Origin of the sequence: Micromonospora sp. CA-263727 (assembly GCF_050942455.1) — a bacterium.
GTDB lineage: Bacteria > Actinomycetota > Actinomycetes > Mycobacteriales > Micromonosporaceae > Micromonospora.
Map to the genome: position 1 here is coordinate 2,002,960 of NZ_CP192031.1, position 25,388 is coordinate 2,028,347.

The following is a 25,388-nucleotide window of genomic DNA, read 5'->3' on the forward strand; positions in this document are numbered from 1 at the left end:
CGCCGTGGTGACGATGGGCGAGCGGGTCGGGTGCGGGGTGGACGCGGCCCTGCCGCGATCGGTGCGGGCCCGGGCGGCTCCGACGCCCCCCGGGCTGACGCCGTTTCGGCGGGGGCGTGCGGAGTCGATCAGGTCGGCAGCTGGTTGGTCAGGGCGGCGCGTACCGGCAGGTCCAGCACCTCGTCGACGGGGCGTCGGGGGGTGGGCCGGCCCGGCTGGCCGTACCCGATCCGCATCACCATCTGCGGCGTGCCGAAGCGCCCCAGCGACATCCGCAGCTGCTCCCGCGCCGTCGGCACCTCGATCGGCTGGGACAGCATCGACACGGACAGCCCGGCGTCGGCGGCGGTGAGCAGCACCCGCTGCAACGCCTGACCGGCGACGACCTGGTCGACGGCGGTGTTGCCGGCCGAGCCGAGCACCGCCACCAGCGGCTCCGGTTCGAAGTCCCGGCCGGGCGCCCGCTGTGAACCGCCGAAGCTCCGCGACGGGAGCAGGTCCTGCGGCTCGGCCTGCGGGCCGCCGGCGGCCGCCGGCACCCCGTCGGGCGCGTGCGTGGCGCGCACCCAGGCCGCCCGCTCGGCCCGGTAGCCGGGGTCGCGTTCGAGGACCCGGTGCGCGCCGTTGGCGATCTCGGCGAACGCGTTGACCGCGCTGACCCCGATCAGCAGCTCCAGCCAGCAGTGCTCGGCCCGGGCCGCCTCGCCGAGCTGCCAGCGGGCGTCGGCCGGGACCGGGTCGGGCCAGAACGGGGCACGGTTGCTGAACCGCCGGGGAATGGCCGCGTAGAGGTGCTGCTCGGCGGGGGTGGGGCGGCGCGGCAGGTCCGGCAGCAGCCGGGCCAGCACGTTCGGTTCCGACGGGTACGGGCGCAGCCGGACCGCCGCCGGGGTGCCCGACACCGTGAGGGCCAGGCGCAGGTTGAACAGGGCCGCCCCGCCGGCGACCCGGGCGCCCCAGCCGCTCGGGTCGGTGGCGGGCAGCCGGCGGGTCGGGTCGACGAGCACCTCGATCCCGCCGTCGCGCAGCCGGAACCGCCACGGCTGGACGTTGTGCAGGGACGGCGCGCGGATCGCGTCGGCCACGGCGGCCCGCAGCTGCTCGACGGTGTAACCGGTCTCCATGGTCCTGCCCCCTCGCGCTAGTCCGGTCTCCTCCCACGGTGCCTCCCCACCACCCCCGCCCAGCAGGGCCACACGTCCCGACCCCGGGGGACCCCCACCTACCCCCGGGGCTTGTTGATCAAAAGTTTTCGGTCGGGATCGGGCCCGTTGGAGACGCAAACTTCTTGATCAACCGAGAGGAGGGACTTTCGGCCCGTGCGGGGGGTGGGTGGGAGGGGGTAGAAAAGGGGGATGATCCGGGTGTTCTTGCTCGACGACCATGAGGTCGTCCGTCGTGGCCTCGCCGACCTGTTGCACGCCAGCGGCGACATAGAGGTGGTCGGTGAGTCCGGCTCGGCCCAGGAGGCGGCCCGCCGGATCCCGGCGTTGCGGCCCGACGTGGCGATCCTCGACGCCCGGCTGCCCGACGGCAACGGCATCGACGTCTGCCGCGACGTGCGGGCGGTGGACTCCTCGATCAAGGGGCTGATCCTCACCTCGTACGAGGACGACGAGGCGCTCTTCGCGGCGATCATGGCCGGCGCCTCCGGGTACGTGCTCAAGCAGATCCGCGGCACCGACCTGGTCGACGCGGTCCGCCGGGTGGCGGCCGGCCAGTCGCTGCTCGACCCGGCGATCACCACCCGGGTCCTGGAGCGCATCCGCAGCGGCGTGGAACAGCCCCGCGAGCTACAGTCGCTCACCGAGCAGGAGCGGCGGATCCTGGAGTACGTCGCCGAGGGGCTGACCAACCGGGAGATCGCCGGCAAGATGTTCCTGGCCGAGAAGACCGTCAAGAACTACGTCTCCAGCGTGCTGGCCAAGCTCGGCCTGGAACGGCGCACCCAGGCCGCCGTCCTCGCCACCCGCCTGCTCGGCAAGGCCCACTGACGCACCGCCACCCCGCGAGGATTCAGTCCCGCAGCGGGACCGACCAGTGCAGTTCGGTGCCGTGCGGCTGGGCTGGGCGTACCTCGAAGGTGCCGCCGTGGCGCTCGGCGCGTTCGCGCAGGTTCACCAGCCCGCCCCGGGCGGCGGCCGGATCGCAGCCCACCCCGTCGTCGGTGACCACCACGGTGACCGTGGTGGCGTTGACGGTGATCGCCACCGACACCGCTGACGCCTCGGCGTGGCGTACGGCGTTGGAGAGCGCCTCGCGGAGCACCGCGGTGAGGTCGGGGCGGACCGGGTCCGGGACGGCGCTGTCGACCGGCCCGGTCAGCTCCAGCCGGGGCCGGAAACCGAGCGACTCCGCGGCCACCTCCACCGCCTCGCGGATCTCGGTGCGCAGCGCCGCGCTCACCGGGCTGCGCAGCTCGAAGATGGTGCGGCGGATGTCCTTGATGGTGGCGTCCAGGTCGTCGACCGCGGCGTTGACCCGCTTGGCCACCTCGGGCTTGCCGGCCAGCGGCACCGCGTTCTGCAACTGTAGGCCGGTGGCGAAGAGCCGCTGGATGACCACGTCGTGCAGGTCCCGGGCGATCCGTTCGCGGTCCTCCAGGACCACCAGCTGCTCCCGTTCCTCCTGCCCACGGGCCCGCTCCATGGCCAGCGCGGCCTGCCCGGCGAAACTGCCCAGCAGCACCACGTCGTCGTCGGTGGCCCCGCCATGCTCGGTCCCGTACGCGATGACCAGCACGCCGTGCAGCGTGTCGGCGGTGGCCAACGGCGAGATCACCGCCGGCCCGGTGTGCAGCACCGCCGGCCAGGGCGCGGCGTGGGCGAGGTCGTCCACCGAGTCGTGCCGGCCCTCGGCGATCGGGCCGGCGAAGCTGGTGTCCGCCGCCGGCAGCACCGTGCCGACCAGCGCGCGGGCCTGGCTGCCGGCGCCGTCCACGACCTCCACGGTGAAGTGGTCGGCCTCGTCGTCGTAGAGCAGCACCAGGGCCAGCTCGGCCTCGGCGACCTCCCGGGCCCGGCGGGCCACCAGCGTCAGCGCGTCGGTGCGCCGCACCTCGCCGAGCAGCAGCGAGGTGATCTCCGCGGTGGCGGCCAGCCAGAGTTCCCGCCGGTGGGCCAGCGCGTAGAGCCGGGCGTTCTCGATCGCCACGCCGGCGGCGGCCGCGAGCGCCACGACGATCTCCTCGTCGTCCTCGGTGAACTGGACGCCGCCCTGCTTCTCGGCCAGGTAGAGGTTGCCGAAGACCTGCTCGCGGATGCGCACCGGCACGCCGAGGAAGGTGTGCATCGGCGGGTGGTTCGGCGGGAACCCGTAGGAGCGCGGATGCTGGGTGATGTCCGGCATCCGCAGCGGCTTCGGGTCGTCGATCAGCAGGCCGAGCACGCCCCGGCCGTGCGGCAGGTCACCGATCTTCGCGTGCAGCTCCGGGGAGATGCCGTGGGTGATGAAGTCGTGCAGCATCCGGTCGGGACCGATCACGCCGAGCGCGCCGTACCGGGCGCCGGCCAGCTCGCAGGCCGACTGCACGATCCGTTGCAGGGTGCTGCGCAGATCCAGGTCGGTGCCGATCCCGACGACCGCGTCGAGCAGCGCCCGCAGCCGTTCCCGGCTGGTCATCACCTCGCCGACCCGGTCCAGCATCTCCTGAAGCAGCTCGTCCAGGCGGAGCCGGGACAGCGGACTCAGCCCGAGCGACGGTGGCTCGTGCCGGGGATTCGGTGCGCCGTCGGTCACCCGGCGATGTTATCCGGCGTCCGTCACGCGCCGCCGCCCTCCACCGCCGAGGTGTCCACCACCTGCTCGCGGGGCAGTCGCGGGGTGTGCGGCGGGCCGGCGTGGGCCGGGTCCGCGATCCCCAGGCGCAGCACGAGGTACGGGTGGCCGAGCCCGGCCAGCACCTGGCGCAGCGTCTGCCGGGTCGCCGGCACCTCCACCACTCCGCTCAGCGGCACCGCCGAGACACCCAGCCGGGTGGCGGTCAGCCAGGCGGCGGAGAGCGCCTCACCCGCGCGCAGCCAGCCGGCCGGCTCGTCCTGGTCGCCGTAGAGCAGCGCGTACGCCGCCGTCTGGTCGTGCCCCGGCCCGACCGGCAGGGTGCCGGGGCGGCCGAAGTCCCGGCCCGGGACGGTGGTCTGCGGCGGCTGCTCCGGCAGCACCTCCGAGGTCAGCCCCAGCCCACCGGCGCGGCTGGTCCAGTAGTCCAGCTCCTCGCGCAGCCGCGAATCCTCCGCCTCGACCGTGGCGGCCTGCGAGGCGGAGGCCGCCAGTTGCAGCACCTGGTCGCGGTCGAGAAGCTCCAGCCGGGCACCCTCCTGGCCGGCGGCCGACGCGATGGCGTTCAGCGTGTCGCCGGCGACCGGATCGTCGCTGACCGGTCGCCGGTCGGTGTGCCGCACCTGCATGCACTGCACCATCCGCATCGCGTCCGGGTCGACGCCGGTGGGCTGCGGGTCGGTCAGCCGGGCCAACAGGTCGGGGTCGGCCGGGTCGGGCATCCGGTGGACGGTCGTCGTCCAGCCCTCGGCGGCCAGCGCCAGCCGGGCGTGGTGCAGTGCCGCGCCGCAGCTGAGGGTGAGCAGCTCGCCCTCCGGGTCGGTCGCCGCCAGCTGGCGGTCGCGGGCCACCCGCAGCTCCAGCGCGTCGGGGAGCACCCGCCAACGCCACGGCTGGGTGTTGTGCACCGACGGCGCGTGACCGGCCATCGCGGCGGCCTCCGCCAGGGCGGTGGTCAGCGGGCGGTGCGTAGCCGGCGTCTGGTGGCTCATCGTCACGACCTTCCCGTTTCAGCGTTGCCGGATCACTGCCACGGGGCAGTGGGCGTGTTGGATGAGCTGCTGGCTCACCGAGCCGAGCAGCATACCGCGCAGCCCGCCGCGGCCCCGGGTGCCGACCACCATAAGTTGCGCGTTGCGGCTGGCGTCGATCAACAGGCCGGCGGGGGCGGCGGTGGCCGTCTCGACGGTCACCTCCACCTCGGGGAAGGTCTCCTGCCAGCGGCGCACCGGCTCGTCCAGCTCGGCGGTGTGCTCGGCGACGGCCGCGTCGCGGGCCCGCTCGCCGGTGAGGTGCCACTGCTCGCGGCGTGGCTGCCAGGCCCGTACCACGTGCAGCGGCACCCGGCGCAGGGCCGCCTGCTCGAAGGCGTAGCCGAGGGCGAGCAGGGACTGTTCCGAGCCGTCCACGCCGACCGCGATGTGCCCGGTCCGGGTAGCGCCGGCCGTTTCGCGGCGGACCACCACCACCGGGCAGTGCGCGTGCGCGGTGACGCTGACGGCGGTCGAGCCGGCGAGCAGACCGGTGAAGCCGCCCTGCCCGCGGCTGCCCAGCACGAGCAGTCCGGCCTGGGCCGAACCCTCCTCCAGCACCAGGGCGGGCGGGCCGTCCAGCACCTCACCCCGGACGGTCAGGTCGGGATGCGCGGCGGCGGCGTCGGCAGCCGCCTTGCCGACCAACTCCTCGACCTGCTGGCGGGCCTGCTCGTCGGGCCACATCCCCGGCATCACGCCGGGGCCGACCCAGCCGGCCACGGTGAGCCATTCGAAGACGTACGCCAGCCGGACCTCCCGGCCGTCACGGCGGGCCTGATCCAGCGCCCACTCCAGGGCCGCCGCCGCGTCCGGGGAGCCGTCGTAGCCCACCAGGATCTCCGCGTCAGTCGCCATCGGAACCTCCTCAGGGGTTGGTCTGGTCGGTCGGACGGACCCAACGCCACTCGGCCACCCGGGGGTCGTCCTCGCCGTACCGGCGGGTGTAGTCGCGGCTGGCCTGGCGGGCGTCGCTCATCTCCTGCCGCAGGTGCGCGGCGCGGGCGGCCAGCCCGGGCACCCGGTCGATCACGTCGATCACGAGGTGGAAGCGGTCCAGGTCGTTGAGCATCACCATGTCGAACGGCGTGGTGGTGGTGCCCTCCTCCTTGTAGCCGCGCACGTGCAGGTTGTCGTGGTTGGTGCGGCGGTAGGTGAGCCGGTGGATCAGCCACGGGTAGCCGTGGTACGCGAAGATGATCGGCTTGTCCCGGGTGAACAGCGTGTCGAACTCCGAGTCCGGCAGGCCGTGCGGGTGCTCGCTGGAGGGCTGGAGGCGCATCAGGTCGACCACGTTGATCACCCGCACCTTCAGCTCGGGCAGGTGCTGGCGCAGCAGCTCCGCCGCGGCGAGGGTCTCCAGCGTCGGTACGTCACCGGCGCAGGCGAGGACGACGTCCGGCTCGCTGCCGTCGTCGGTGCTGGCCCAGTCCCAGATGCCCAGGCCGCGCCGGCAGTGCTGGACGGCCTCGTCCATGGTCAGCCAGTTCGGTGCGGACTGCTTGCCGGCCACCACCACGTTGATGTAGTGCCGGCTGCGCAGGCAGTGGTCCATGGTGGAGAGCAGGGTGTTCGCGTCCGGGGGCAGGTAGACCCGGACGACCTCGGCCTTCTTGTTCATCACGTGGTCGATGAAGCCCGGGTCCTGGTGCGAGAAGCCGTTGTGGTCCTGCCGCCAGACGTGGCTGGAGAGCAGGTAGTTCAGCGACGCCACCGGCTGCCGCCAGGGGATGGCCCGGGTCACCTTCAGCCACTTGGCGTGCTGGTTGACCATCGAGTCGACGATGTGGATGAACGCCTCGTAGCTGGTGAAGATGCCGTGCCGACCGGTCAGCAGGTAACCCTCCAGCCAGCCCTGGCACAGGTGCTCGGAGAGGACCTCCATCACCCGCCCGTCGGGGGAGAGGTGGTCGTCGCCGGGGACCGTGCCGGCCGTCCAGGCCCGGTCGGTGACCTCGAAGGCCGCCTGGAGCCGGTTGGAGGCGACCTCGTCCGGGCCGAAGAGGCGGAAGGTCTGCGGGTTGGCGGCGATCACGTCGCGCATCCACTTGCCGAGTTCGCCGGTGGCGCTGGTGGCCGTCGCGCCGGGCCGGGGCACGTCGACGGCGTAGTCGCGGAAGTCCGGCAGGACCAGGTCGCGCAGCACCTGCCCACCGTTGGTGACCGGGTTGGCGCTCATCCGCCGGTCGCCGCGGGGCGGCAGCGCGGCCAGCTCGGCGACCGGGGCGCCGGTGGCGTCGAAGAGTTCCTCCGGCCGGTAGCTGCGCAGCCAGCGCTCCAGCTCGGCGAGGTGCGCCGGGTTGGTGCGCACCTCGGACAGCGGCACCTGGTGGGCGCGGTAGGTCCCCTCGACCTGCTTGCCGTCGACCTCGCGCGGGCCGGTCCAGCCCTTCGGCGTGCGCAGGATGATCATCGGCCAGCGGGGGCGCGTCACGGCCGCGCCCGAGCGGGCCTGACGCTGGATCTCGGCGATCTCGTCGAGCGCCCGGTCGAGGGTGGCGGCGAGCGTCTCGTGCACGGCGGCCGGCTCGTCACCGGCGACCACGTACGGCTGGTAGCCGTAGCCGCGCATGAGGTCGAGCAGGTCGGACTCGGGTATCCGGTCCAGCACGGTCGGGTTGGCGATCTTGTATCCGTTGAGGTGCAGGATGGGCAGCACCGCGCCGTCGCGGGCCGGGTTGAGGAACGCGTTGGACAGCCAGCTGCCGGCCAGCGGCCCGGTCTCCGCCTCCCCGTCGCCGATGACGCAGGCGACCAGCAGATCCGGGTTGTCGAAGGCGGCGCCGTAGGCGTGGCTCAGCGCGTACCCCAGCTCGCCGCCCTCGTGGATCGAGCCCGGCACCTCCGCCGCGACATGGCTCGGGATGCCGCCGGGGAAGGAGAACTGCCGGAACAGCCGGGCCATGCCGGTCTCGTCGCGGCCGATGCCGTGGTAACGGTCGCTCCAGGTGCCCTCCAGCCAGGTGTTCGCGACGACCGCCGGGCCGCCGTGACCGGGGCCGGCGATGAAGATGGCCGGCAGGTCGCGGGCGACGATGACCCGGTTCAGGTGGGCGTAGACCAGGTTCAGGCCGGGGGAGGTGCCCCAGTGGCCCAGCAGCCGGGGCTTGACGTGTTCGGGGGCGAGCGGTTCGCGCAACAGGGGATTGTCCAGCAGGTAGATCTGCCCGACGGTGAGGTAGTTGGCGGCCCGCCAGTAGGCGTCCAACCGGCGCAGTTCGTCATCGGTCAGGGTGCTTGGCAGGTCTACGGCGGTGTCCATACCGAATGAGCCTCTCGCGGGTCGGTGGATCCTGCATCCGCAACACGCGGTTTCCAGTTTCAGCTTTGCCGGAACGTCGGGCGTGGATCAGGGCCGTTGGTCCCGCCGTCGTGGGTGTCACGACCCGTCGGCCGGCGGGCCGGTGGCGCCGCGGACCACGATCACCGGCGCCGGTGAGTGGTAGAGCAACGACTGGCTGACCGCGCCGAGCATGCCGCGCCACGGCTCGTCGCCCCGGGCGGCGACCACCACCAGCTGCGCCGAACGCGACTGCTCGACCAGTACGTCACCCGGCTCGCCCCGAATGACATGACACTCGACGGCGATGTCGGAAAGCCCGGGGGTGTGGCCGGCGACCAGGTCGTGCAGCCGGCCGGTGGCCGACTCGATCGCCGCCTCCGTCTCGACCACCCAGATCGCCAGCAGCCGTGACCGGTGCCGGCTGGCGCAGGCCAGCGCCCAGCTCAGCGCGATCTCGGCGGACGCCGAGCCGTCGACCCCGACCAGCACCGGGCCCTGCGGTGGCGGGTCCTGCCGGGCGACCAGCACCGGGCACTCGGCGCGGGCGGCCACCTGGAGGGCGGGGCTGTCGGCCGGGATGCAGTCGTCGCAGTGGGCCATCCCGCCGTCGCCGATGGCCACCAGGAAGGCCGATTCGGACTTGCGGACGAGGGCCATGACCGGGGAGCCCTCGACGATCTCGGTGCTGACCGGGGCGTCCGGCTCGCTCTGGTTGGCCGCCGCGATGGCCTCGGAGAGCAGTCGCTCGGCGTCGGTCCGGGAAGCGGTGACCGCCGGCGCGTCGGGGGTGGCCCAGTTGAACGCGTGCAGCAGGTGCAGCCCGCGGCCGTGGGCGGCGGCCACCCGCGCGGCGAGCCGGGCCACCGGCAGGCCGCCTTCCGCACCGATGCCGACGAGCACCGGCGCGTCGCTGGCTGCGGCCATCCGACATCACCCCCGCAGTCGCGCCACGCTCTGAGGCTATCCCTGCTGCCGCGACCCCGGGGCGCGATCGTGGCACTCGTGTCAACAAAGGTTGACGGGCGGCGGCTGTCAATGTAAGTTGACAGCATGAGTCAGGCGACGGAACTCGCGGCCGCGGCCGGCAGCACCGACCCCCGGGTCGGCCTGCGCGCGGTCCGCGCCCTGCGCCGGCTGCTCGAACGACTTGAGGTGGTCCAGGTGGACAACGCCCGACGACAGGGCTGGTCCTGGCAGGAGATCGCCGATGCGCTTGAGGTCAGCCGGCAGGCAGTCCACAAGAAGCACGCCGGGCGACCGGCGGTCGGATCCTCCTGGGAGGCATGATGTTTGAACGGTTCACCGACCGCGCCCGCGCCGTGGTGCGGCGGGCACGCGACGAGGCCCGGGCCGAGGGGCGGCGCCCGGTCGGCACCGAGCACCTGCTGCTCGCCCTCCTCGCCGACGGCGACGGCCTGGCGGTCCGGGTGCTCCGCGACACCGGCGTCACCGCCGACGACCTGCGCGAGCGGATTCGTCGGCACACCGAGGCCGACGGCAGTGGCCTGGCCGAGGCCGACGCCGCCGCGTTGCGCGAGATCGGCATCGACCTGGCCGCCATCGTGGCCCGGATCGAGGACTCCTTCGGCCCGGACGCGCTGCGCGAGGCCGGGTCGGCGCCACGTCGCCGCTGGGGTCGCCGCCGGCAGCTGGGCGGCCCGTTCTCCGCCCGCGCCAAGAAGGTGCTGGAACTGTCCCTGCGCGAGGCGCTGCGGCTGCGCCACAAGCACATCGGCACCGAACACATCCTGCTCGGCCTGCTGCGCGAGGGCGACGGGCTCGCCGCCCTGGTGCTCACCGAGGCCGGAGCCGACCTGACCGACACGCGCCGCCGGGTGGAGGCCGCCCTGCGCGCCGCCGCCTGAGTGGGCGTCCGGAAACCCGGTGGGGTGGATACCCCCGCGGTGACGCTCGGGAGCCGGCCGTCGCCCTGGCCGAGTCGCTGAACCCCGCGCCGTGCCGCACACTGGCGGCGTGGAAGCTGGACCGCACGGTCGGCCGCTGCGCAGCGCGGTGGTGGTCAACCCGGCCAAGGTGGCCGACCTGGGCGTGGTGCGCCGCACCGTCGGCGACACGCTCGCCGCCGCCGGCTGGCCCGAGCCGTTGTGGTTCGAGACCACCGTCGACGACTCCGGGCGGGGTCAGACCGAGCAGGCCATCGCGGCCGGCGTCGAGGTGGTCTTCGCCTGCGGCGGCGACGGCACCGTGATGGCCTGCCTCGGCGCCCTGGCCGGCACCGAGGTGGCGCTGGCCGTCCTGCCGCAGGGCACCGGCAACCTGCTCGCGGCCAACCTCGGGCTGTCGAACGACCTGGCCGCCGGGTTGGCGGTGGCCGTCCAGCGCGGACGGCGGCTGCTCGACGTCGGCGAGGTGGACGGGCAGCACTTCGCGGTGATGGCCGGCATGGGGTTCGACGCCCACATGCTGGCCGCCACCAGCGAGACGACCAAACGGCGGATCGGCTGGCCGGCGTACCTCGCCGGGGCCGCCCGGCACCTGCGGGACCGGCCGATGACCGTGTGGATCCGGCTGGACGACCAGTCACCGCTCCGCCGCCGGGCCCGCTCGGTGCTGGTCGCCAACGTCGGCCGGCTCCAGGGCGGGGTACGCCTGCTCGCCGACGCCGAGCCCGACGACGGCTACCTCGACATCGCCGTGCTCACCCCGCGTACGCTGCGGCACTGGCTCGCCCTGGCGTGGGCCGTGGTACGCCGACGCGAACGCGTCCCCCGGATGGAGGTGTTCCGCGCCCGGCACGTCGAGATCACCAGCAACCGCGCCCAGCCGCGCGAACTCGACGGCGACCTGATCGAACCCGGCCACACCCTCCGGGTGCGGATCCGCCGCCGGGCACTCTGGCTCTGCGTACCCCGCCCCGCGGGATCCTCCGACCTGACGACCTCCACCACCCCGTCCCGTTGACCAGGAAGTCCCGGTCACGAGGTCGCGGTCGCGATGGCCGTCAGATGAGGAGGTTGAGCAGGACGGTGAGGACGATCGAGGCGACGATCGAGAAGAGGATCATCAGGAGGCAGCCGGGGCCGCCGCCGGCGGGCCGGATCTCCGTGTTGCCGATGCGCATCAGGAAATCACACCCCGTCCGCTCACAGCTCGCGTAGCCGGGGCAGCAGCTGCTCCTGTGCCCAGTCCAGGAACATCGGCTGGCGGTCGCCACCGATCTGGACCAGCGCCACATGGGTGAACCCGGCGTCGACGTACTTCTTGAACGCCGCCACGTGCCGGTCCACGTCCGGCCCGCAGGAGATCCCCTGCGCCACGTCCTCCTCGCGGACGGCCCGGGTGGCCGCCTCGAACGACTCCGGGCCGGGCAACTCGGCGTTGACCTTCCAGCCCAGCCCGAACCAGCGGAACTGGTCGTGCGCGATCTTGCGGCATTCGGCCTCGTCGGGGCCGTAGCAGATGGCCACCTGCCCGTATCGGGGCCGGCCGGCGCCGCCGGCCCGCTCGTAGAGCTCCACGATGTGCGGATCCGGCTCGGTGGAGACCAGGCCGTCGGCGTACTCGGCGGCGAGGGTGACCGACTGCCGGCCCGACGCGGCCACCGCCATCGGTACGGGAGAGTCCGGCCGGTCCCACACGTACGCGTCCGGCACGTCGAAGTGGTTGCCGGAGAAGGTCAGCGTCTCGCCGCCCAGCAGCGGCCGGATGATCTGCAACGCCTCCTCGAACATCTCGTGCCGCTGCTGCACGTGCGGCCAGCCGCCGACCACGTGCTCGTTGAGGTTCTCCCCGGCACCGAGGCCCAGGGTGAACCGGCCGTCGGAGAGGACCCCGATGGTGGCGGCCCGCTGCGCCACCACCGCCGGGTGGTAGCGGCGGATCGGGCAGGTCACGAAGGACATCAGCGCCGCGCGGGAGGTGGCGTGCGCGACCGCGCCGAGCACCGACCAGGCGTACGGTGAGTGACCCTGCGACTCCAGCCACGGGTAGTAGTGGTCGGAGATGACGAGCTGGTCGAAGCCGGCCGCCTCGGCCCGTACCGCGTGGTCGACGAGCTGCTTCGGGCCTGTCTGCTCGCAGAGCAGGCTGTAGCCGATGCTGACCATGACGCCTCCTTGGCCGGGCCCGGTGGACCGTTCCGGATACCCAGGTCGGGTCCGGTCAACCATCGACGATGCTTGACGCTTCCGGGCACCCTGCCTACCGTTGTCCTGAACCGGTTCAGATGCCGGCGTGATGCACATCCTGTGGTGGGGATGTCCGCCCCCGTGACGGCTCGGTTCTCACGGGCCGTCACGGGTCGGCGGCGCGCCCCGGTCGTACTGAACCGGTTGTTTTCGGAAGGCCATCGGCCTACGCTGATGCCTGCCTCGCCGGGCCCCGGGCAGCGGCTGTCGGGCTGCAGTCGCGACACCTGCCACTCACCGCACCCCCCTGGGCACGGGGGAGAAACCTCCTGCGAGGAATGCCATGAGAAAACTGTTCGCGGGCGTGGGCGCCGTGCTGCTGGCGACGGTCGCCGCAGTGTTCGCCTTCGGCCCGTCGGCGCACGCCGCCACCGGCTTCACGGTCAGCGGCGGCAAGCTCTACGACGCCAACGGCAACGAGTTCATCATGCGCGGGGTCAACCACGCGCACACCTGGTACACGAACCAGACCAGCTCCTTCGCCAACGTCAAGGCGCTCGGCGCGAACACCGTGCGGGTCGTGCTCTCCAGCGGCGACCGCTGGACCCGCAACAGCGCCGACGACGTGGCCAACGTGATCCAGCTGTGCCGGACCAACCGGCTGATCTGCGTGCTGGAGGTGCACGACACCACCGGCTACGGCGAGCAGAGCGGGGCCGTCACCCTGAACCGCGCGGTCGACTACTGGCTCAGCATCGCCAGCGCGCTCAACGGCCAGGAACGGTACGTGATCGTCAACATCGGCAACGAGCCGTACGGCAACCAGAACTACTCGTCCTGGGCCACCGACACCGCCAACGCGATCCGGCGGCTGCGCACCGGCGGCATCGGGCACACGATCATGGTGGACGGCCCCAACTGGGGTCAGGACTGGTCCTTCACCATGCGCGACAACGCCACGACGGTCTTCAACGCCGACACGGCCCGCAACACCGTCTTCTCCATCCACATGTACGGCGTCTTCAACACCGCCGCCAAGATCAGCGACTACCTGGGCCGCTTCCGCAGCGCCGGGCTGCCCATCGTGGTCGGCGAGTTCGGGCACTACCACTCCGACGGCGACCCCGACGAGGACGCCATCCTCTCCTACAGCCAGGCCAACGGCATCGGCTGGCTCGGCTGGTCGTGGAGCGGCAACGGCGGTGGCGTGGAGTACCTCGACATGGCGACCAACTTCAACCCGAACCAGCTGACCAGCTGGGGTCAGCGGCTGTTCAACGGCGCCAACGGCATCCGGCAGACCTCGCGCGAGGCCAGCGTCTTCGGCGGCACCCCGCCCACCACGCCCCCGCCGACGACCCCTCCGCCCACCACGCCCCCGCCGACGACTCCGCCGCCGACCACCCCGCCGCCGGGCGCCGGCTGCACGGCGACGTACGCGATCACCGGTCAGTGGCAGGGCGGCTTCCAGGGTGACGTCCGGGTGACCGCCGGCAGCAGCGCCATCACCGGCTGGACGGTGCGCTGGACCTTCGCCAACGGCCAGTCGGTGACCCAGTCCTGGAACACCACGATCACCAGCAGCGGGGCCACGGTGACCGCCCGCAACGTCGACTACAACGGCCGGCTCGGCGCCGGGGCCAGCACCAACTTCGGCTTCCTCGGCAGCTGGACCGGCACCAACTCGCCCCCCACCCCCACCTGCACCGCCAGCTGACCACCCCGGCCGTGTCGATCATGGAGTTGTGGTGCCCCGTAAAACGGGCGTAGGCATACCTTCTGCCCACCACAACTCCATGATCGGCCGGGGCGGGCGGCGGGTGGGGCCCGTGCGGGTGGGTCAGGTCAGGCGGGCGGCGCGCATCAGGAGGTAGCGCTGCTCGGGGAGGCTTGCGGTGAGGGCGGCGGCGGTCTGGTAGTGCGTCACTGCGCGGTCGTGGTCGCCGGCCATCTCGTGAAGGTGGGCGCGGGCGGCGTGGAGGCGGTGGTGACCGACCAGCCGGGCGTCGGCGTCGAGCTTGTCGAGGGCGGCCAGGCCGGCGGCCGGGCCGCGCGCCATGGCGAGGGCGACCGCCCGGTTCAGGGCCACCACCGGGCTCGCCGACAGGCCCGCCAGCACCTCGTAGAGGGCGAGGATCTGCGGCCAGTCGGTCTCCTCGGCGGTCGGCGCCTCGTCGTGCAGCGCGGCGATGGCGGCCTGCACCTGGTACGGCCCGACCGGGCCCCGGGGCAGCGCCCGGGTGACCAGCGCGACGCCCTCGGCGATCGCGGTCGCGTCCCACCGGCCGCGATCCTGTTCGGCCAGCGGAATCAGCTCGCCGGACGCCCCGGTGCGCGCCGCGCTGCGGGCCTCGGTGAGCAGCATCAGCGCCAACAGGCCGGCGACCTCGCTGTCGCCGGGTAGCCGGGCGTGCAGCGCGCGGGCCAGCCGGATCGCCTCGCGGGCCAGGTCGACCCGGTGCAGCCGGTCGCCCGAGCTGGCCACGTGACCCTCGGTGAAGACCAGATAGAGCACGTGCAGCACCGACGCCAACCGGACGGGCAGTTGCGCCGGCTCGGGCATCCGCAACGGCGTACCGGATGCTCTGATGCGTTGCTTGGCCCGGCTGATCCGCTGCGCCATGGTGGCCTCCGGCACCAGGAACGCGCGGGCGATCTCGGCCGTGGTCAGACCACCGACCGCCCGCAGGGTGAGCGCGATGGCCGAGGCGGGCGACAACGCCGGATGACAACAGAGCAGGAGCAGCACCAGGGTGTCGTCGCGGTCCGCGGTCAGCAGCGCGTCGACCGCCGGTACGCTGCGCCGGTCTGCCGGCTCCCGCCGGGCGGCCAGGTCCTCCCGGGCCCGACGGGCCTGCTCGGCCCGGACCATCTCGATCATCCGCCGGTACGCGACCTGGATCAGCCAGCCGCGCGGGTTCTCCGGCACCCCCTCCTGCGGCCACTGGGTGGCGGCGGCCAGCAGGGCCTCCTGCACCGCGTCCTCGGCGGTGGCGAAGTCGCCGAACCGGCGGGCGAGCACGCCGAGGACCTGCGGCGCGAGTTCACGCAGCAGGTCCTCGGTCAGCGGATGACCCGTCACACGTCCTGCGGCGGTGCGGACATCACCGGGTGCACCTCGATCGGCATGTTGAGCGGCCTGCCGCCCGGCCCGGGCGCGGCGGAGACCCACGCGGCGATCGCCACCGCCCGCTCGGGACTCTCGACGTCGACGATCCAGAAGCCGGCGAGGAACTCCTTCGTCTCGGCGAACGGCCCCTCGGTCACCACCGGCGCGCCGCCGGCCCCCGCACGTACGATCTTCGCCTGCGCCGGCCCGGCGAGCCCCTGCCCGTCGACCCACTCACCGTCGGCGACCAGCTTCGCGTTGACCTCGCCCATGAACCCGATGTGCGCGCTGATCTCCTCCGGCGTCCAGGTGTGGATCTGCGGGAAGTCGGTCCCGGCGGCGCTGAACTGCATCAGCAGCATGTACTTCACGGCTGTCTCCTCACGGCCACGCACCCATCATCGGTGCTCTCACCCCCAGGTAGAAGCCAACAACATCCTCCTCGACACCCGACCCCAAAAAACCCGAACCCGCGACCGCCGTCATCCCACCCCACCCCCGCCCGCCTGTTGGCACGATCCTCTACTCGTCTAAGGAGTGGACGGGGTTTCTGCGGGGCGTGAAGACGCTTTCCTTCGGCTGACCGCTGGCAGCTTTCAGCGATCTCACAGGCCCGCTCGATAGCGTGCGGCGGTCAGCGTCCGCTCCTATAGGGAGCCCGGGCACCAGACCCCGCAGGAGTACCGATGGTCTTCAAGAAGATGTTGAGCGCTTTGGGTGTGGGCGGTCCCAGTGTGGATACCGTCCTGTCCAACCCGAACACCCAGCCCGGTCAGACCCTCGGCGGTCAGGTCAACCTGCTCGGCGGAGAGGCCGCGGCGAGCATCGAGCAGATCGTCATCGGCCTCGTCAGCCGGGTCGAGGTCGGCGAGCAGGCCGGTGTGATGGAGTTCCACCGGCAGGTGGTCAGCGGTGCGTTCCAGCTCGCTCCCAAGCAGGCGCTGGCCATCCCGTTCCAGCTGCCGCTGCCGTGGGAGACCCCGATCACCGCGGTGTACGGCCAGCGGCTGCACGGCATGACGCTGGGGCTGCGTACCGAGCTGGCGGTGGCCCGCGCGGTCGACAAGGGCGACCTGGACGAGATCCACGTGCATCCGCTGCCGGTGCAGGAGCGGATCCTGGAGGCGTTCCTCCAGCTCGGCTTCCGGTTCAAGAAGGCCGACCTGGAGCGGGGCGTGATCCACGGCGTGCCGCAGACGCTGCCGTTCTACCAGGAGATCGAGTTCTTCGCCGCGCCGCAGTACGCGCAGACCGTGAACGAGCTTGAGCTGACCTTCGTGACCAACCCGCACGGCGTCGACGTGGTGCTGGAGTGCGACAAGCGCGGCGGCTTCCTCACCCCGGGGCACGACGTCTTCGGGCGTTACCAGGTGGCGCACACCGACGCCGAGCGGTCGGACTGGGTGCAGGTGGTCGACGGCTGGATCCAGGAGACGATCGGGCGGTTCGGCGCGTTGCGGGCCCAGGCGTTCGGCCCTCAGGGCTACGGCGCGCCCGGCTTCGGCCAGCAGGGCTACGGCGCCCCGCAGGGCTACGGCCAGCCCGGGTACGGCGCGCCGAACAGGTACGGCCACCCGCAGCAGCGCCGTGGTGGCGTCGGCATGGGGGGAGTCGTGGCCGGCGCGGCGCTCGGTGCCGCCGGTGGCATGCTGGCCGGTCACCTGATCGGCAACGCCTTCGAGGGCGGCGAGGAGCAGATCGCCGAGGCGGCCGGTGACCTCGGCGGCGCCGCCGAGGACTTCGGGGGCGACTTCGGTGGCGGGGACTTCGGCGGCTTCGAGGAGTTCTAGGCCGTCGCAACAGGACGTTGGCCCTCCGGGATGCTCCCGGAGGGCCAACGTGGTTACGCGCGGAGGTCAGCGCCCGCGCTGACGGCGCTCGGCGAAGGACCGCCGCTGGCTACCGGCCTTGGCCAGACCGCGGCTGACGAGGTAACCGATCGTCAGCAGGGTGATGAAGAACCACGACTGGGTCGGGTTGTTCAGGTTCAGCCCGTTCGCGGTCGTGCCCTTCCAGAAGGCGGAGATCACCACCAGGGCGACGGCTGCCGCGTAGATCCAGAATTCCGTGGTCAGGAACGACTGCTTGGTCTCCGTACCCGGCGACGGCATCTGTTCCCGGTGTCCGTCGTGCATTGCCGGCATCGGACGGGTCGGTGCCTCTTGCATGGCCTGGCGATGCTGCATGTCCTGCTGCGGACGGTTCGCCGGCCTGGTGGATGCAGCCTGCGTGCTCATCTGTCCTCCTCAGGATGTGATGAGTCGTAACCTGCGACCCTCGCCCCGCTACCGCGTGTCGGCCACGGCACGGTTCGCGCACTTGGCGGGGGCACCACGGGTCTACCCGTTGCCTCGGGGGCAGTAACACCGGCTCGCCCGACGGAATCTCGACGGCGGGCGGCGCCCTGGGTGGCCACCGCGCGTGGAGTAAGCAGGTAGCGAGCATCTTGCGGGGGCGTCGCGAGGGCGCGTTTCGTGAGAACTGGCCGGCCTGCGGCGGGCCCCAGCCGACGGCCGGCGGCGTTGCGCGCCCCAGACATCACCGGGGCCGGGAACGGACGCTTAAGGGTCGTACGTCTGGTTCGTAGCGGTATGCCGGGCTGGGTGCCGCTGCCGGGCCGGAGCGGCGGGCGCGGGTTTGGCCCACCGGCCACCGGGCACGCAGAGTGACCAACGCTTCTGCGAGGTGATGGATCGTGCGTGAGGACGACATCCGACAGGACGCCGCCCGCCGGGCCGAGGAGCGGATCGCCGGCGGCGTGTACGGCGAGGGCGCGGTGGACGAGGTGACCGTGCCGCCCACCGATGTGGAGAGCGCCATCCAGCGTGACGATGTGGACGATCCGGCGCACGTGCCGATCGATCCCACCGTGCTGCGCGACGGTGGACCCACCCGTGGTCAGGGCGCGATCACCACGACCGGCGGTACGGCCGGCCCGGCCAGTGTCCGCCGGCTGGCCCGCCAACCGGAGCGCCACCGGGGCAAGGTGGCCCCGACCACCACCGGTGACGCCACCACCGGCGGCCTCAGCACCCCCTCCGCCGGCAGCACCAGCGACCAGTCCACCCACCCGCCCCACCCACCCCGTTGATCATGAGGTTGGCGGCGGATTCGCAGATCGAGGTCGCCGCCAACCTCATGGCCAACCCGGTCAGGGGGTGGGGGCAAGGGTGGTCAGGCGTTGGGTGGCGCGGGTCAGGGCCACGTAGAGGTCGCTGCGGCCCCGGGGGGACTCGGTGATGATGCGGTCGGGGTCGACCACGATGACCGAGTCGAACTCCAGGCCCTTCGCCTCGGCGACGGTCAGCACCACGACCCGGCTCTCCAGGTCGGGCTGCTCGCCGACGGCCGCCTCGGGCAGCGCGGCGGTCAACGCGGCCCCGAGGTCGTCGACGTGGGCGGCCGGCACGATCACTCCGAGCCGGCCGTCGGCCAGCCCGGCCGCCTCCGCCGTGGCGACCTCGACCAACTCCGCCGCCAGCCGCTGCGCCGGCATGCTGCGGGAGACCGGCGGGAAACCGCTGGAGCGGACGGCGCGGGGTGGGCGCAGCGCCGGGTCGATCTCGGTCAGTACGCCGGCGGCCACCGCCATGATCTCGGCGGGGGTGCGGTAGCTGACGGTCAACTCGGCCAGCCGCCACCGGTCCGCCACGTACGGCGCGAGCGCATCGGCCCAGGACGGCGTGCCGGCCAGCGCCCCGGTCTGCGCCACGTCGCCCACGATGGTCATCGAGCGGCTCGGGCAGCGGCGCATCAGCAGCCGCCAGGCCATCGGCGACAACTCCTGCGCCTCGTCGACGATGACGTGGCCGAAGGCCCACGAACGGTCGGCCGCCGCCCGTTGCGCGGTGGTGAGCCGGTCCGCCTCCTCCTGCCGTTCCAGCAGCTGGTCGGCGTCGAGCAGGTCGGTCACGCCGAGGATCTCACCGCCGTCGGCCTCGTCCTCGACGTCGATCGAGCGGGAGCCGCGGGCGATCTCCAGCACGCCCTCGGCGTACTCGCGTTGCAGGGCGCGGATCCGCTCCCGGCGGGCGGCGGCGGCCCGGTCGTCCTCGCCGAGCAGCTCCGCCGCCTCGTCCAGCAGCGGCACGTCCGCCGGGGTCCAGCCGCCCGGTTCGCGGTGCAGCGCGGCCCGCTCGGCGGCGGTGAGCATCGGCGCGGCGGTGGCGATCCGGTCGGTCGAGGCGTACAGGTCGGCGAGCAGGCGTTGCGGGGTGAGCACCGGCCACAGCTCGTCCAGCGTCGCCCGGACCTCCGGCTCCTCGCGCAGCTCGCGGCGGATCTCGGCGATGTCCGCCTCGTCCAGCAGGTTCTCGCCGCCCAGCGGGTCGGCGCCGATCCGCTCGGCGACCTGGTCGGCGAGGGCGTGGACGATCTCGATGTCGAAGACCGCGCGGGCCAGGTTGTGCGGCCGTCCGCTGCGGCGGGCCTGGTCCCGGGCCGACCGCACGGTCGCCGGATCGAGGACCAGCAGCTCCCGCTGCGGCAACTCGATCTCCAGTGGCTGGTCGGGCACCCGCTGCCGGTCGCGTACCGCGTTGGCCAGCACCTCGACCAGCACGGACCGTCCCTTGAGGGCGGCGGTGGCGGCGGGCTCCGCGCGCCGGGCGTTCACCCCGGGGAAGAGATCGCCCTGGGTACGCAGCAGCACCCCCGTCTCGGCCAAGGTGGGCAGCACCTGCGAGATGTAGCGCAGGAAGGTGACGTTCGGCCCGACCAGCAGCACACCCCGGGTGGAGAGCTGCCGGCGGTGGGTGTAGAGCAGGTACGCGGCCCGGTGCAGCGCCACCGCGGTCTTGCCGGTGCCGGGGCCACCCTGCACCACCAGCACCCCGGGCAGGTCGGCCCGGATGATGTGGTCCTGTTCGGCCTGGATGGTCTCGACGATGTCGCGCATCCGGCCGGTGCGGCCCGCGTTGAGCGCGGCCAGCAGCGACGCCTCTCCGGTCAGCTCCTCGTGCGCGGTGGGCGAGGCGGCGGCCAGGTCGAGCACCTCGTCGTTGAGGGCGATCACCTTGCGTTGCCGGGTACGCAGGTGCCGACGCCGCCGGATGCCCTGCGGGTTGGCGGCGGTGGCGAGGTAGAAGGCGCGGGCGGCCGGGGCACGCCAGTCCATCAGCAGCGGGTCGTAGTCACCGTCGGTGTCGAAGATCCCGATCCGGCCGACGTAGTGGCGTTCGCCGTCGTCGGTGTCCAGCCGGCCGAAGCACAGGCCGTTCTCCACCGCCGAGAACTGTTCGACCTGGTCGGCGTACATGCGTACCGCGCTGTCGCGCTGGGAACGGGCCTGTAACGTGCCGCCGGTCGCCCGCAGCTCGTCGGTCAGCCGCCGGGACGCCTGCTCCCGCAGGTCGTCCAGGCGCTGGTAGAGCATCGAGACGTACTCCTGCTCGCGGCCGATCTCGTCGTCGGACGGCGAACCGCCGGAGTGCCTTGACAATCCGTCTCCCAATTGGTTAGAGTTCGGTTTCAGGACGGCTTTTCTGGGCCGTTCTTTTTTGTGCCTGAACTCGTAAAGATACCGCGTGGCGAACGGCGGAACCAGGCAGCATCGATCCCGTCACACCACCGTGCGCTGACCTTGCCGGTCACGGTCAGCGACGCTCGGTGCAGACCTCGCCGGAGCGGGCGACGGTGTCGGTGGACCAGGCGACGGCGACCGTGAAGCAGTAGTCGAGACTGCGGTTCAGGCCGTAGACGACGAAGCTCTCCGTGCCGGCGGGCAGGTCGGCGAAGGGGCCGGGCGGCTGGCCGGTCCGGCCGCCGGAGACGATCACCGGCCCCTCGCTGCCGGCCGGGTACCGCCAGCTCAGCGTCACGCTGTCGCGATTGTCCTGCAAGGCGACCCGGGCGGGTGGTGCGCCGGGGAAGGCGGAGGTCGTGCCGGGGGCGGAGGCCGTCGCGGCCGGCGGGCTGCTCGGGGCGTCGCTCGCGCTGGGCGGGGCCGGGCTGCCGCCCCCGCCGACCCGGGACACTCCGGCGATCACCGCGGCGGCACCGAGCAGCACCACCACGATGCCCGCGATGATGATCGGCGCCAGGCGGTTGGCCTGCTGGGGTGCGGTCGGGGTGATGCGGCGTACCGGCACCGGGAGCAGCCGCGACGGCTGCTCCGGCTGCTGCGGGTCGATCCGGCGCAGCCGGTACACCCCGGGGGCCTGCGGTGACGGGCCGGTCAGCCCGACCACGCTCGGCGGCACGGAGGTCGACTGGTCGGCGTGCGGATACCCGGTCGACTGGTCGGCGTGCGGGTGTGCGGCCGGCTGGTCGGCCTGTTGATACCCGGCCGGCTGGTGGGCCGGTGGGTGGGTGGCCGGGCGGTCGCCGGGGTGCGGATCCGGGGCGGGCTGCTCGTCGGCGGGCCGGGTCCACCAGTCCTCCGGTGGGCCGGCCGGGCCGTCCGCCGGCTGCCGGGGGTGGGCACCGGATGGGCCGCGCCGGCCGCCGGGTGGTAGCCGTGGCTGGGGTGGTAACCCTGCGCGGGATGCTCCTCGCCGACCGGATGCGACGACGCGAGCGGGTCGGTTTCCGCGTCGGCCGGGTGCGGCGGGTCCGACCAGGCGGGGTCCGGCCAGGCCGATGCCGGCGAAGCCGGGTCCGGTGGCCCGGAATCCGGCCAGGCCGGTGCGGGTGTGGCAGGGGCCGGCGGGGCCGGGTCCGGTGCGGGTGGGGCGGGATCCGGTGGCCCGGGGGCGGGCCAGGCCGGTGCGGCCGGGTCGGGCCAGGCGGGAGCCGGCGGGGCGTCGCCGGGGGGCGGGATCCGGGCGGCGGGCACGACCGGATCCTGCGCGCTCACCGGTGGCGCGTCGGCACAGAGGTGGTCCGGGTTGGCGGCGGCTCGGGCCAGCGCCGCGACCTGCGTGGTCAGCGGGTCGTCCGGGGCGAGGTGCTGGCGGGCCAGCTCCCGGGCCAGGGCCAGGGTGTCGTGCGCCTCGGCGAACTGCCCGCAGTCGCGCCGCATCGACCCGAGCCGGGCCAGCATCTTGATCCCGCTCGGGTGCCCGTCGCCGTAGACCTCGCGGTGCAGTTCCCAGGCGTCCAGGAGCCGGTCACGGGCCACCTGGCACTGGCCGCGGGCGTACTCCACGGTGGCCAGGTCGGCGTGGGCGGCGAGCACCCGCAGCGACTCCGGCCCGTCCGCCGCGGTCAGCTCGATGATCACTTCCTGGTACAGCCGGGCGGCCCGGGACCAGCTGCCCACCCGGTGCAGCACCGCCGCCAGGGTCGCCGCGGCGGCCACCGTACGCGGGTCGGAACGGCCGTGCAGCCGGCCGGCGGCGGCGTACGCGAAGGCGGCCCAGCCCCGCGCCGAGTGTGGTTCGCCGAGCGCGACCAGCACCCGCGCGTGCAGGCCGGCCGCCTCGGCCAACTCCGGTGTCGCGTTGGCCGGGCGCGGATCGGCGCCGTTCAGCGCGTCGGCGAGCAGCCGTTGGGCACCGGCGAGATCGCCGGCGGTAACCAGGTCGTGCGCCTGATCAGTCAGTTCACCGAAGCCGGAGGGCACGCCCCATCGTGCTCATCCGACGACGTTATGTACAAGACCCGCGCCGGAGTGGTTCGGTCAGGATCTGGTCAGCGCTGGGTCAGGTGTTCGGTCAATGCCTCGCTGATCCGGCGTAACTGGTCGACCTGGGCGGGGCTGAGCGCGTCGAACAGATGCCGGCGTACCCCCTCGACGTGGCCGGGTGCGGCGGCGGCCAGGGTGGCGAAGCCGTCGTCGGTGAGCAGGGCGAGCTGGCCGCGCCGGTCGGTCGGGCAGTCCTCGCGGCGGACCCAGCCGGCGGCTTCCAGCCGGGCCACCGCGTGCGAGAGCCGGCTGCGCGAGGAGCCGGTCGCGTCGGCCAGTTCGCTCATGCGCAGCCGGCGCTGCGGCGCCTCGGAGAGGCGTACCAGAAGCTCGTAGTAGGCGTGCGGCATCCCAGCGTCGCGTTGCAGCTCGCGGTCGAGGGTGTCCATCAACGCCCGGGAGGCGGCCAGGAACGCCCGCCAGGTGCGTTGTTCTTCCGGGTCGAGCCAGCGGGTCATGACGACCATCATAGCGGCAATAGTTGAACGCTCAACTAAAGCGGGCTAACCTCGACGGCATGGGAATCCATCGCCTCAACCACGCCGTCCTCTACGTCAGTGACCTCGACCGCAGCGTCGCGTTCTACCGCGACGTGCTGGGCTTCCGCCGCGTACCGATGACCCCGGAGGGGTTCCGGGGCGCGGCCTTCCTCCAGGCCCCCGGCTCCACCAACGACCACGACCTCGGCCTCTTCGAGATCGGCGGGTCGGCCGGCCGGTCGACCGCCGGCCGGGCCACCGTCGGCCTCTACCACCTGGCCTGGGAGGTGGACACCCTCGACGAGCTGGCGGCCACCGCCCGGCGGCTGACCGAGGCCGGCGCGCTGGTCGGCAGCTCCGACCACGGCACCACCAAGAGCCTCTACGGCCAGGACCCGGACGGGTTGGAGTTCGAGGTGGTCTGGCTGGTGCCGGCCGACCGGCTCGACGACGCCGCGCTCGCCGCCCGGACCAGGATCGGCCGGCTCGACCTGGCCGGCGAGATCCGCCGCTACGGCGGGGACACCCGCGGCGGCGTCGGCATCTCGGTGCCCGCCTGAGCGCCGCTCCCCGCCGGGGGCGGGGAATGAGGTAGAACGGCAGGATGTCTACCGATGCCGTGGGGCACATGCTGTTCGTGCGACACCTGGAGAGCTGGCTGCCGGCCGCGCTGCGCCGCGTCCGGCGGGCCACCGTCGCCCTCGGGTACGACGGCGTCGACCCCCGCCCGGCCGCGGAGACCCTGCGGGTGGCCGGCGAGCACGCCGGGCGGCTGCGCAACTGCCGGCTCACCGTGCTGGTGCTCGCCGACGGCAGCGAGGAGCTACCCACCCGGCTCGGTGCCGCCGAGGCGAGGTTGCCGCCCGAGGTGGCGGTGCACCTGATGCCCGGCCCGCCGAGCCGGCTGCCGGTGGCGCTGCGGGCGGCCGGGGCTGCCGGCGCGCCCGTGCTGTCCTACCTGGAGGCCGTCGACACCGTGGACCCGGTGGCGCTCTGCGCCGCCGCGGCCGGCCGGCACGCCGAGGCGCTGGTGCTCGCCGGTGCGGGCACGCCGCTGCGGCCGGCGCTGGCCGACGCCGGGTTCCCGCTGGCCACCGACGTCGAGCTGGCCGACGCCGGCCGGCGGATCGGCTTCGGCACCGGCTCGGACCGCAGCCTGGAAACGATGAAGGAGAGCCTGTGGGCGGCCGGGGTCCGGTACCGCGACCCGCACGGCGTGCCGCTGTCGCCGGCCCCGGAGGTGGATCCGGAGCCGCTGGGCCGGGCGCTGCTGGCCGAACTGGCCCGGCAGGGTCCGCGTACCGTCACCGAGCTGCGCCGGTACGCCGTGACCGGCACCGCGTACCGGGCCGTGGACGCGCTGCGGGCGCTGACCGTGCTGCTCGACGAGGGCCAGGTGACCCGCGAGCCGGAGCACGGCCGGCTCGGCGGCGACGTGCTGGTCACGGCCGCCCGGCGAGCTGTCTGACCAGTGTCGAGCGGGACGCCGGTGTGCTCCGGCGTCCCGCTCGGGCTCGGGCGCTCAGGCCCGGGACTTGTCCTGCTTCCAGGAGAGCGGGCCGGGCAGGTCCACCCGGTGCGCCCTGGCCCGCGAGTTCCAGGACCATCGACCGATCTTGATGCTCCAGGACGAGAAACCGTTCTCGGTGAAGTTCAGGATGAGCGGACCGAACCTCTTGCGCTTGCGGAACATCAGACCCATCGCGGGCCTCCCTTCGTCGCAGTCCCTGCGAGCATCGAAGATGCCCACCACGTCGCTGCGCCAAACCTGCGCCTCCGTCCGTCGGGTATCCCATCCACCAGATAGGCATTCCGGGCGGATCAACCCTGGTTGAAGCGATGGACGAAGAGTCGAGGCGCATGTATCTCATTCTTTGGAAGATCGTTGACCGGGTGGTCGGACGGCCGGCAGCATGAGCCCATGTCGCAGCGGGGCCCGCTTCTCCTCACCGCTCGCGTGCACGTCGACCTGGTCCGGCACGCCAGCGCCCTCTGTTGAGCCGACCCGCTCCTCCGGACGTCTTCCGGCGCCGCTTCTCCACCTGACGCGTCGA

General features: G+C 73.1%; 24 protein-coding genes and 1 pseudogene. 10 read left to right on the forward strand and 15 right to left on the reverse strand.

From position 1 onward, the window contains the following. Nucleotides 1-128: 128 nt before the first annotated feature. Nucleotides 129-1,124, reverse strand: a complete 996-nt coding sequence (locus ACQPYA_RS09140) for an Acg family FMN-binding oxidoreductase (RefSeq protein ID WP_433532185.1) — start codon at nt 1,122-1,124, stop codon at nt 129-131. 231 nt (nt 1,125-1,355) lie between these two features. Between ACQPYA_RS09140 and ACQPYA_RS09145 the strand changes: the two genes are divergently transcribed. Further along, a complete protein-coding gene (locus tag ACQPYA_RS09145) occupies nt 1,356-1,994 on the forward strand; it encodes a response regulator (protein WP_433532186.1) in 639 nt (212 codons plus the stop codon). Nucleotides 1,995-2,016: 22 nt separating this feature from the next. On the opposite strand, the gene ACQPYA_RS09150 is transcribed toward ACQPYA_RS09145, so the two are convergent. The 5 genes from ACQPYA_RS09150 to ACQPYA_RS09170 all read right to left on the reverse strand — a co-directional run bounded on the left by ACQPYA_RS09150 (nt 2,017) and on the right by ACQPYA_RS09170 (nt 9,015). Beyond that, entirely contained in the window at nt 2,017-3,690 is a 1,674-nt protein-coding gene (locus ACQPYA_RS09150) for a GAF domain-containing protein (RefSeq protein WP_433533438.1), read from the reverse strand. A gap of 71 nt (nt 3,691-3,761) precedes the next feature. Then, on the reverse strand, nt 3,762-4,769 hold the full coding sequence (locus ACQPYA_RS09155) for an Acg family FMN-binding oxidoreductase (RefSeq protein ID WP_433532187.1): 1,008 nt from the start codon (nt 4,767-4,769) through the stop codon (nt 3,762-3,764). Nucleotides 4,770-4,787: 18 nt separating this feature from the next. After that, nucleotides 4,788-5,666: a universal stress protein gene (locus tag ACQPYA_RS09160; RefSeq protein ID WP_433532188.1), complete on the reverse strand. Its 879-nt coding sequence runs from the start codon at nt 5,664-5,666 to the stop codon at nt 4,788-4,790. A 10-nt stretch (nt 5,667-5,676) separates the two neighbouring features. Beyond that, on the reverse strand, nt 5,677-8,070 hold the full coding sequence (locus tag ACQPYA_RS09165) for a phosphoketolase family protein (RefSeq protein WP_433532189.1): 2,394 nt from the start codon (nt 8,068-8,070) through the stop codon (nt 5,677-5,679). Between the two features lie 117 nt (nt 8,071-8,187). Further along, a complete protein-coding gene (locus tag ACQPYA_RS09170; RefSeq protein ID WP_433532190.1) occupies nt 8,188-9,015 on the reverse strand; it encodes a universal stress protein in 828 nt (275 codons plus the stop codon). 126 nt (nt 9,016-9,141) lie between these two features. Here ACQPYA_RS09170 and ACQPYA_RS09175 point away from each other — a divergent pair, with 126 nt between their 5' ends. From ACQPYA_RS09175 to ACQPYA_RS09185, 3 genes are all read left to right on the forward strand, one after another. Then, entirely contained in the window at nt 9,142-9,378 is a 237-nt protein-coding gene (locus ACQPYA_RS09175; RefSeq protein WP_111218248.1) for an HTH domain-containing protein, read from the forward strand. Further along, complete coding sequence (locus ACQPYA_RS09180; RefSeq protein ID WP_433533439.1) at nt 9,378-9,956, forward strand: Clp protease N-terminal domain-containing protein; 579 nt, start codon at nt 9,378-9,380, stop codon at nt 9,954-9,956. The genes ACQPYA_RS09175 and ACQPYA_RS09180 overlap by 1 nt, the downstream gene beginning before the upstream one ends. 109 nt (nt 9,957-10,065) lie before the next feature. Next, nucleotides 10,066-11,013 carry a diacylglycerol/lipid kinase family protein gene (locus ACQPYA_RS09185; protein WP_433532191.1) on the forward strand — a complete coding sequence of 316 codons (948 nt, stop codon included), beginning with the start codon at nt 10,066-10,068 and terminating at the stop codon, nt 11,011-11,013. A 182-nt stretch (nt 11,014-11,195) separates the two neighbouring features. Here ACQPYA_RS09185 and ACQPYA_RS09190 read toward each other — a convergent pair whose 3' ends face one another. After that, a complete protein-coding gene (locus tag ACQPYA_RS09190; RefSeq protein WP_433532192.1) occupies nt 11,196-12,158 on the reverse strand; it encodes a TIGR03557 family F420-dependent LLM class oxidoreductase in 963 nt (320 codons plus the stop codon). Between the two features lie 364 nt (nt 12,159-12,522). Between ACQPYA_RS09190 and ACQPYA_RS09195 the strand changes: the two genes are divergently transcribed. Beyond that, nucleotides 12,523-13,896 carry a cellulase family glycosylhydrolase gene (locus ACQPYA_RS09195; protein WP_433532193.1) on the forward strand — a complete coding sequence of 458 codons (1,374 nt, stop codon included), beginning with the start codon at nt 12,523-12,525 and terminating at the stop codon, nt 13,894-13,896. Nucleotides 13,897-14,019: 123 nt separating this feature from the next. Here ACQPYA_RS09195 and ACQPYA_RS09200 read toward each other — a convergent pair whose 3' ends face one another. Then, complete coding sequence (locus ACQPYA_RS09200; protein ID WP_433532194.1) at nt 14,020-15,261, reverse strand: RNA polymerase sigma factor; 1,242 nt, start codon at nt 15,259-15,261, stop codon at nt 14,020-14,022. Continuing rightward, nucleotides 15,258-15,650 (reverse strand): YciI family protein, encoded by a 393-nt coding sequence (locus ACQPYA_RS09205; RefSeq protein WP_433533440.1) that lies wholly within the window; start codon nt 15,648-15,650, stop codon nt 15,258-15,260. Before ACQPYA_RS09205 ends, ACQPYA_RS09200 begins: the two co-directional genes overlap by 4 nt. 324 nt (nt 15,651-15,974) lie before the next feature. On the opposite strand from ACQPYA_RS09205, the gene ACQPYA_RS09210 reads away from it, so the two are divergent. Beyond that, complete coding sequence (locus tag ACQPYA_RS09210; RefSeq protein WP_433532195.1) at nt 15,975-17,078, forward strand: sporulation protein; 1,104 nt, start codon at nt 15,975-15,977, stop codon at nt 17,076-17,078. A gap of 66 nt (nt 17,079-17,144) precedes the next feature. Here the strand turns inward: ACQPYA_RS09210 and ACQPYA_RS09215 are convergent, their stop codons facing one another. Next, nucleotides 17,145-17,525, reverse strand: a complete 381-nt coding sequence (locus ACQPYA_RS09215) for a hypothetical protein (RefSeq protein ID WP_433532196.1) — start codon at nt 17,523-17,525, stop codon at nt 17,145-17,147. A gap of 458 nt (nt 17,526-17,983) precedes the next feature. Here ACQPYA_RS09215 and ACQPYA_RS09220 point away from each other — a divergent pair, with 458 nt between their 5' ends. Beyond that, nucleotides 17,984-18,379: a hypothetical protein gene (locus ACQPYA_RS09220; RefSeq protein WP_433532197.1), complete on the forward strand. Its 396-nt coding sequence runs from the start codon at nt 17,984-17,986 to the stop codon at nt 18,377-18,379. A gap of 60 nt (nt 18,380-18,439) precedes the next feature. Here the strand turns inward: ACQPYA_RS09220 and ACQPYA_RS09225 are convergent, their stop codons facing one another. The 4 genes and pseudogenes from ACQPYA_RS09225 to ACQPYA_RS09240 form a co-directional block, all read right to left on the reverse strand. Further along, nucleotides 18,440-20,662 carry a HelD family protein gene (locus tag ACQPYA_RS09225; RefSeq protein WP_433533441.1) on the reverse strand — a complete coding sequence of 741 codons (2,223 nt, stop codon included), beginning with the start codon at nt 20,660-20,662 and terminating at the stop codon, nt 18,440-18,442. A 220-nt stretch (nt 20,663-20,882) separates the two neighbouring features. Next, nucleotides 20,883-21,488 carry a hypothetical protein gene (locus tag ACQPYA_RS09230; RefSeq protein WP_433532198.1) on the reverse strand — a complete coding sequence of 202 codons (606 nt, stop codon included), beginning with the start codon at nt 21,486-21,488 and terminating at the stop codon, nt 20,883-20,885. 317 nt (nt 21,489-21,805) lie between these two features. Then, nucleotides 21,806-22,792 (reverse strand): annotated as a pseudogene (locus tag ACQPYA_RS09235) (tetratricopeptide repeat protein); the annotation flags it as partial. A gap of 68 nt (nt 22,793-22,860) precedes the next feature. Further along, complete coding sequence (locus tag ACQPYA_RS09240; protein WP_433533442.1) at nt 22,861-23,322, reverse strand: MarR family winged helix-turn-helix transcriptional regulator; 462 nt, start codon at nt 23,320-23,322, stop codon at nt 22,861-22,863. 50 nt (nt 23,323-23,372) lie between these two features. On the opposite strand from ACQPYA_RS09240, the gene ACQPYA_RS09245 reads away from it, so the two are divergent. Beyond that, on the forward strand, nt 23,373-23,894 hold the full coding sequence (locus tag ACQPYA_RS09245) for a VOC family protein (RefSeq protein WP_433532199.1): 522 nt from the start codon (nt 23,373-23,375) through the stop codon (nt 23,892-23,894). A 44-nt stretch (nt 23,895-23,938) separates the two neighbouring features. Further along, nucleotides 23,939-24,802, forward strand: a complete 864-nt coding sequence (locus ACQPYA_RS09250; protein ID WP_433532200.1) for a hypothetical protein — start codon at nt 23,939-23,941, stop codon at nt 24,800-24,802. A 54-nt stretch (nt 24,803-24,856) separates the two neighbouring features. On the opposite strand, the gene ACQPYA_RS09255 is transcribed toward ACQPYA_RS09250, so the two are convergent. After that, nucleotides 24,857-25,036 (reverse strand): DUF4236 domain-containing protein, encoded by a 180-nt coding sequence (locus ACQPYA_RS09255; protein ID WP_433532201.1) that lies wholly within the window; start codon nt 25,034-25,036, stop codon nt 24,857-24,859. Between the two features lie 219 nt (nt 25,037-25,255). Here ACQPYA_RS09255 and ACQPYA_RS09260 point away from each other — a divergent pair, with 219 nt between their 5' ends. After that, nucleotides 25,256-25,333: a putative leader peptide gene (locus ACQPYA_RS09260; protein WP_433533443.1), complete on the forward strand. Its 78-nt coding sequence runs from the start codon at nt 25,256-25,258 to the stop codon at nt 25,331-25,333. Nucleotides 25,334-25,388 lie beyond the last annotated feature (55 nt).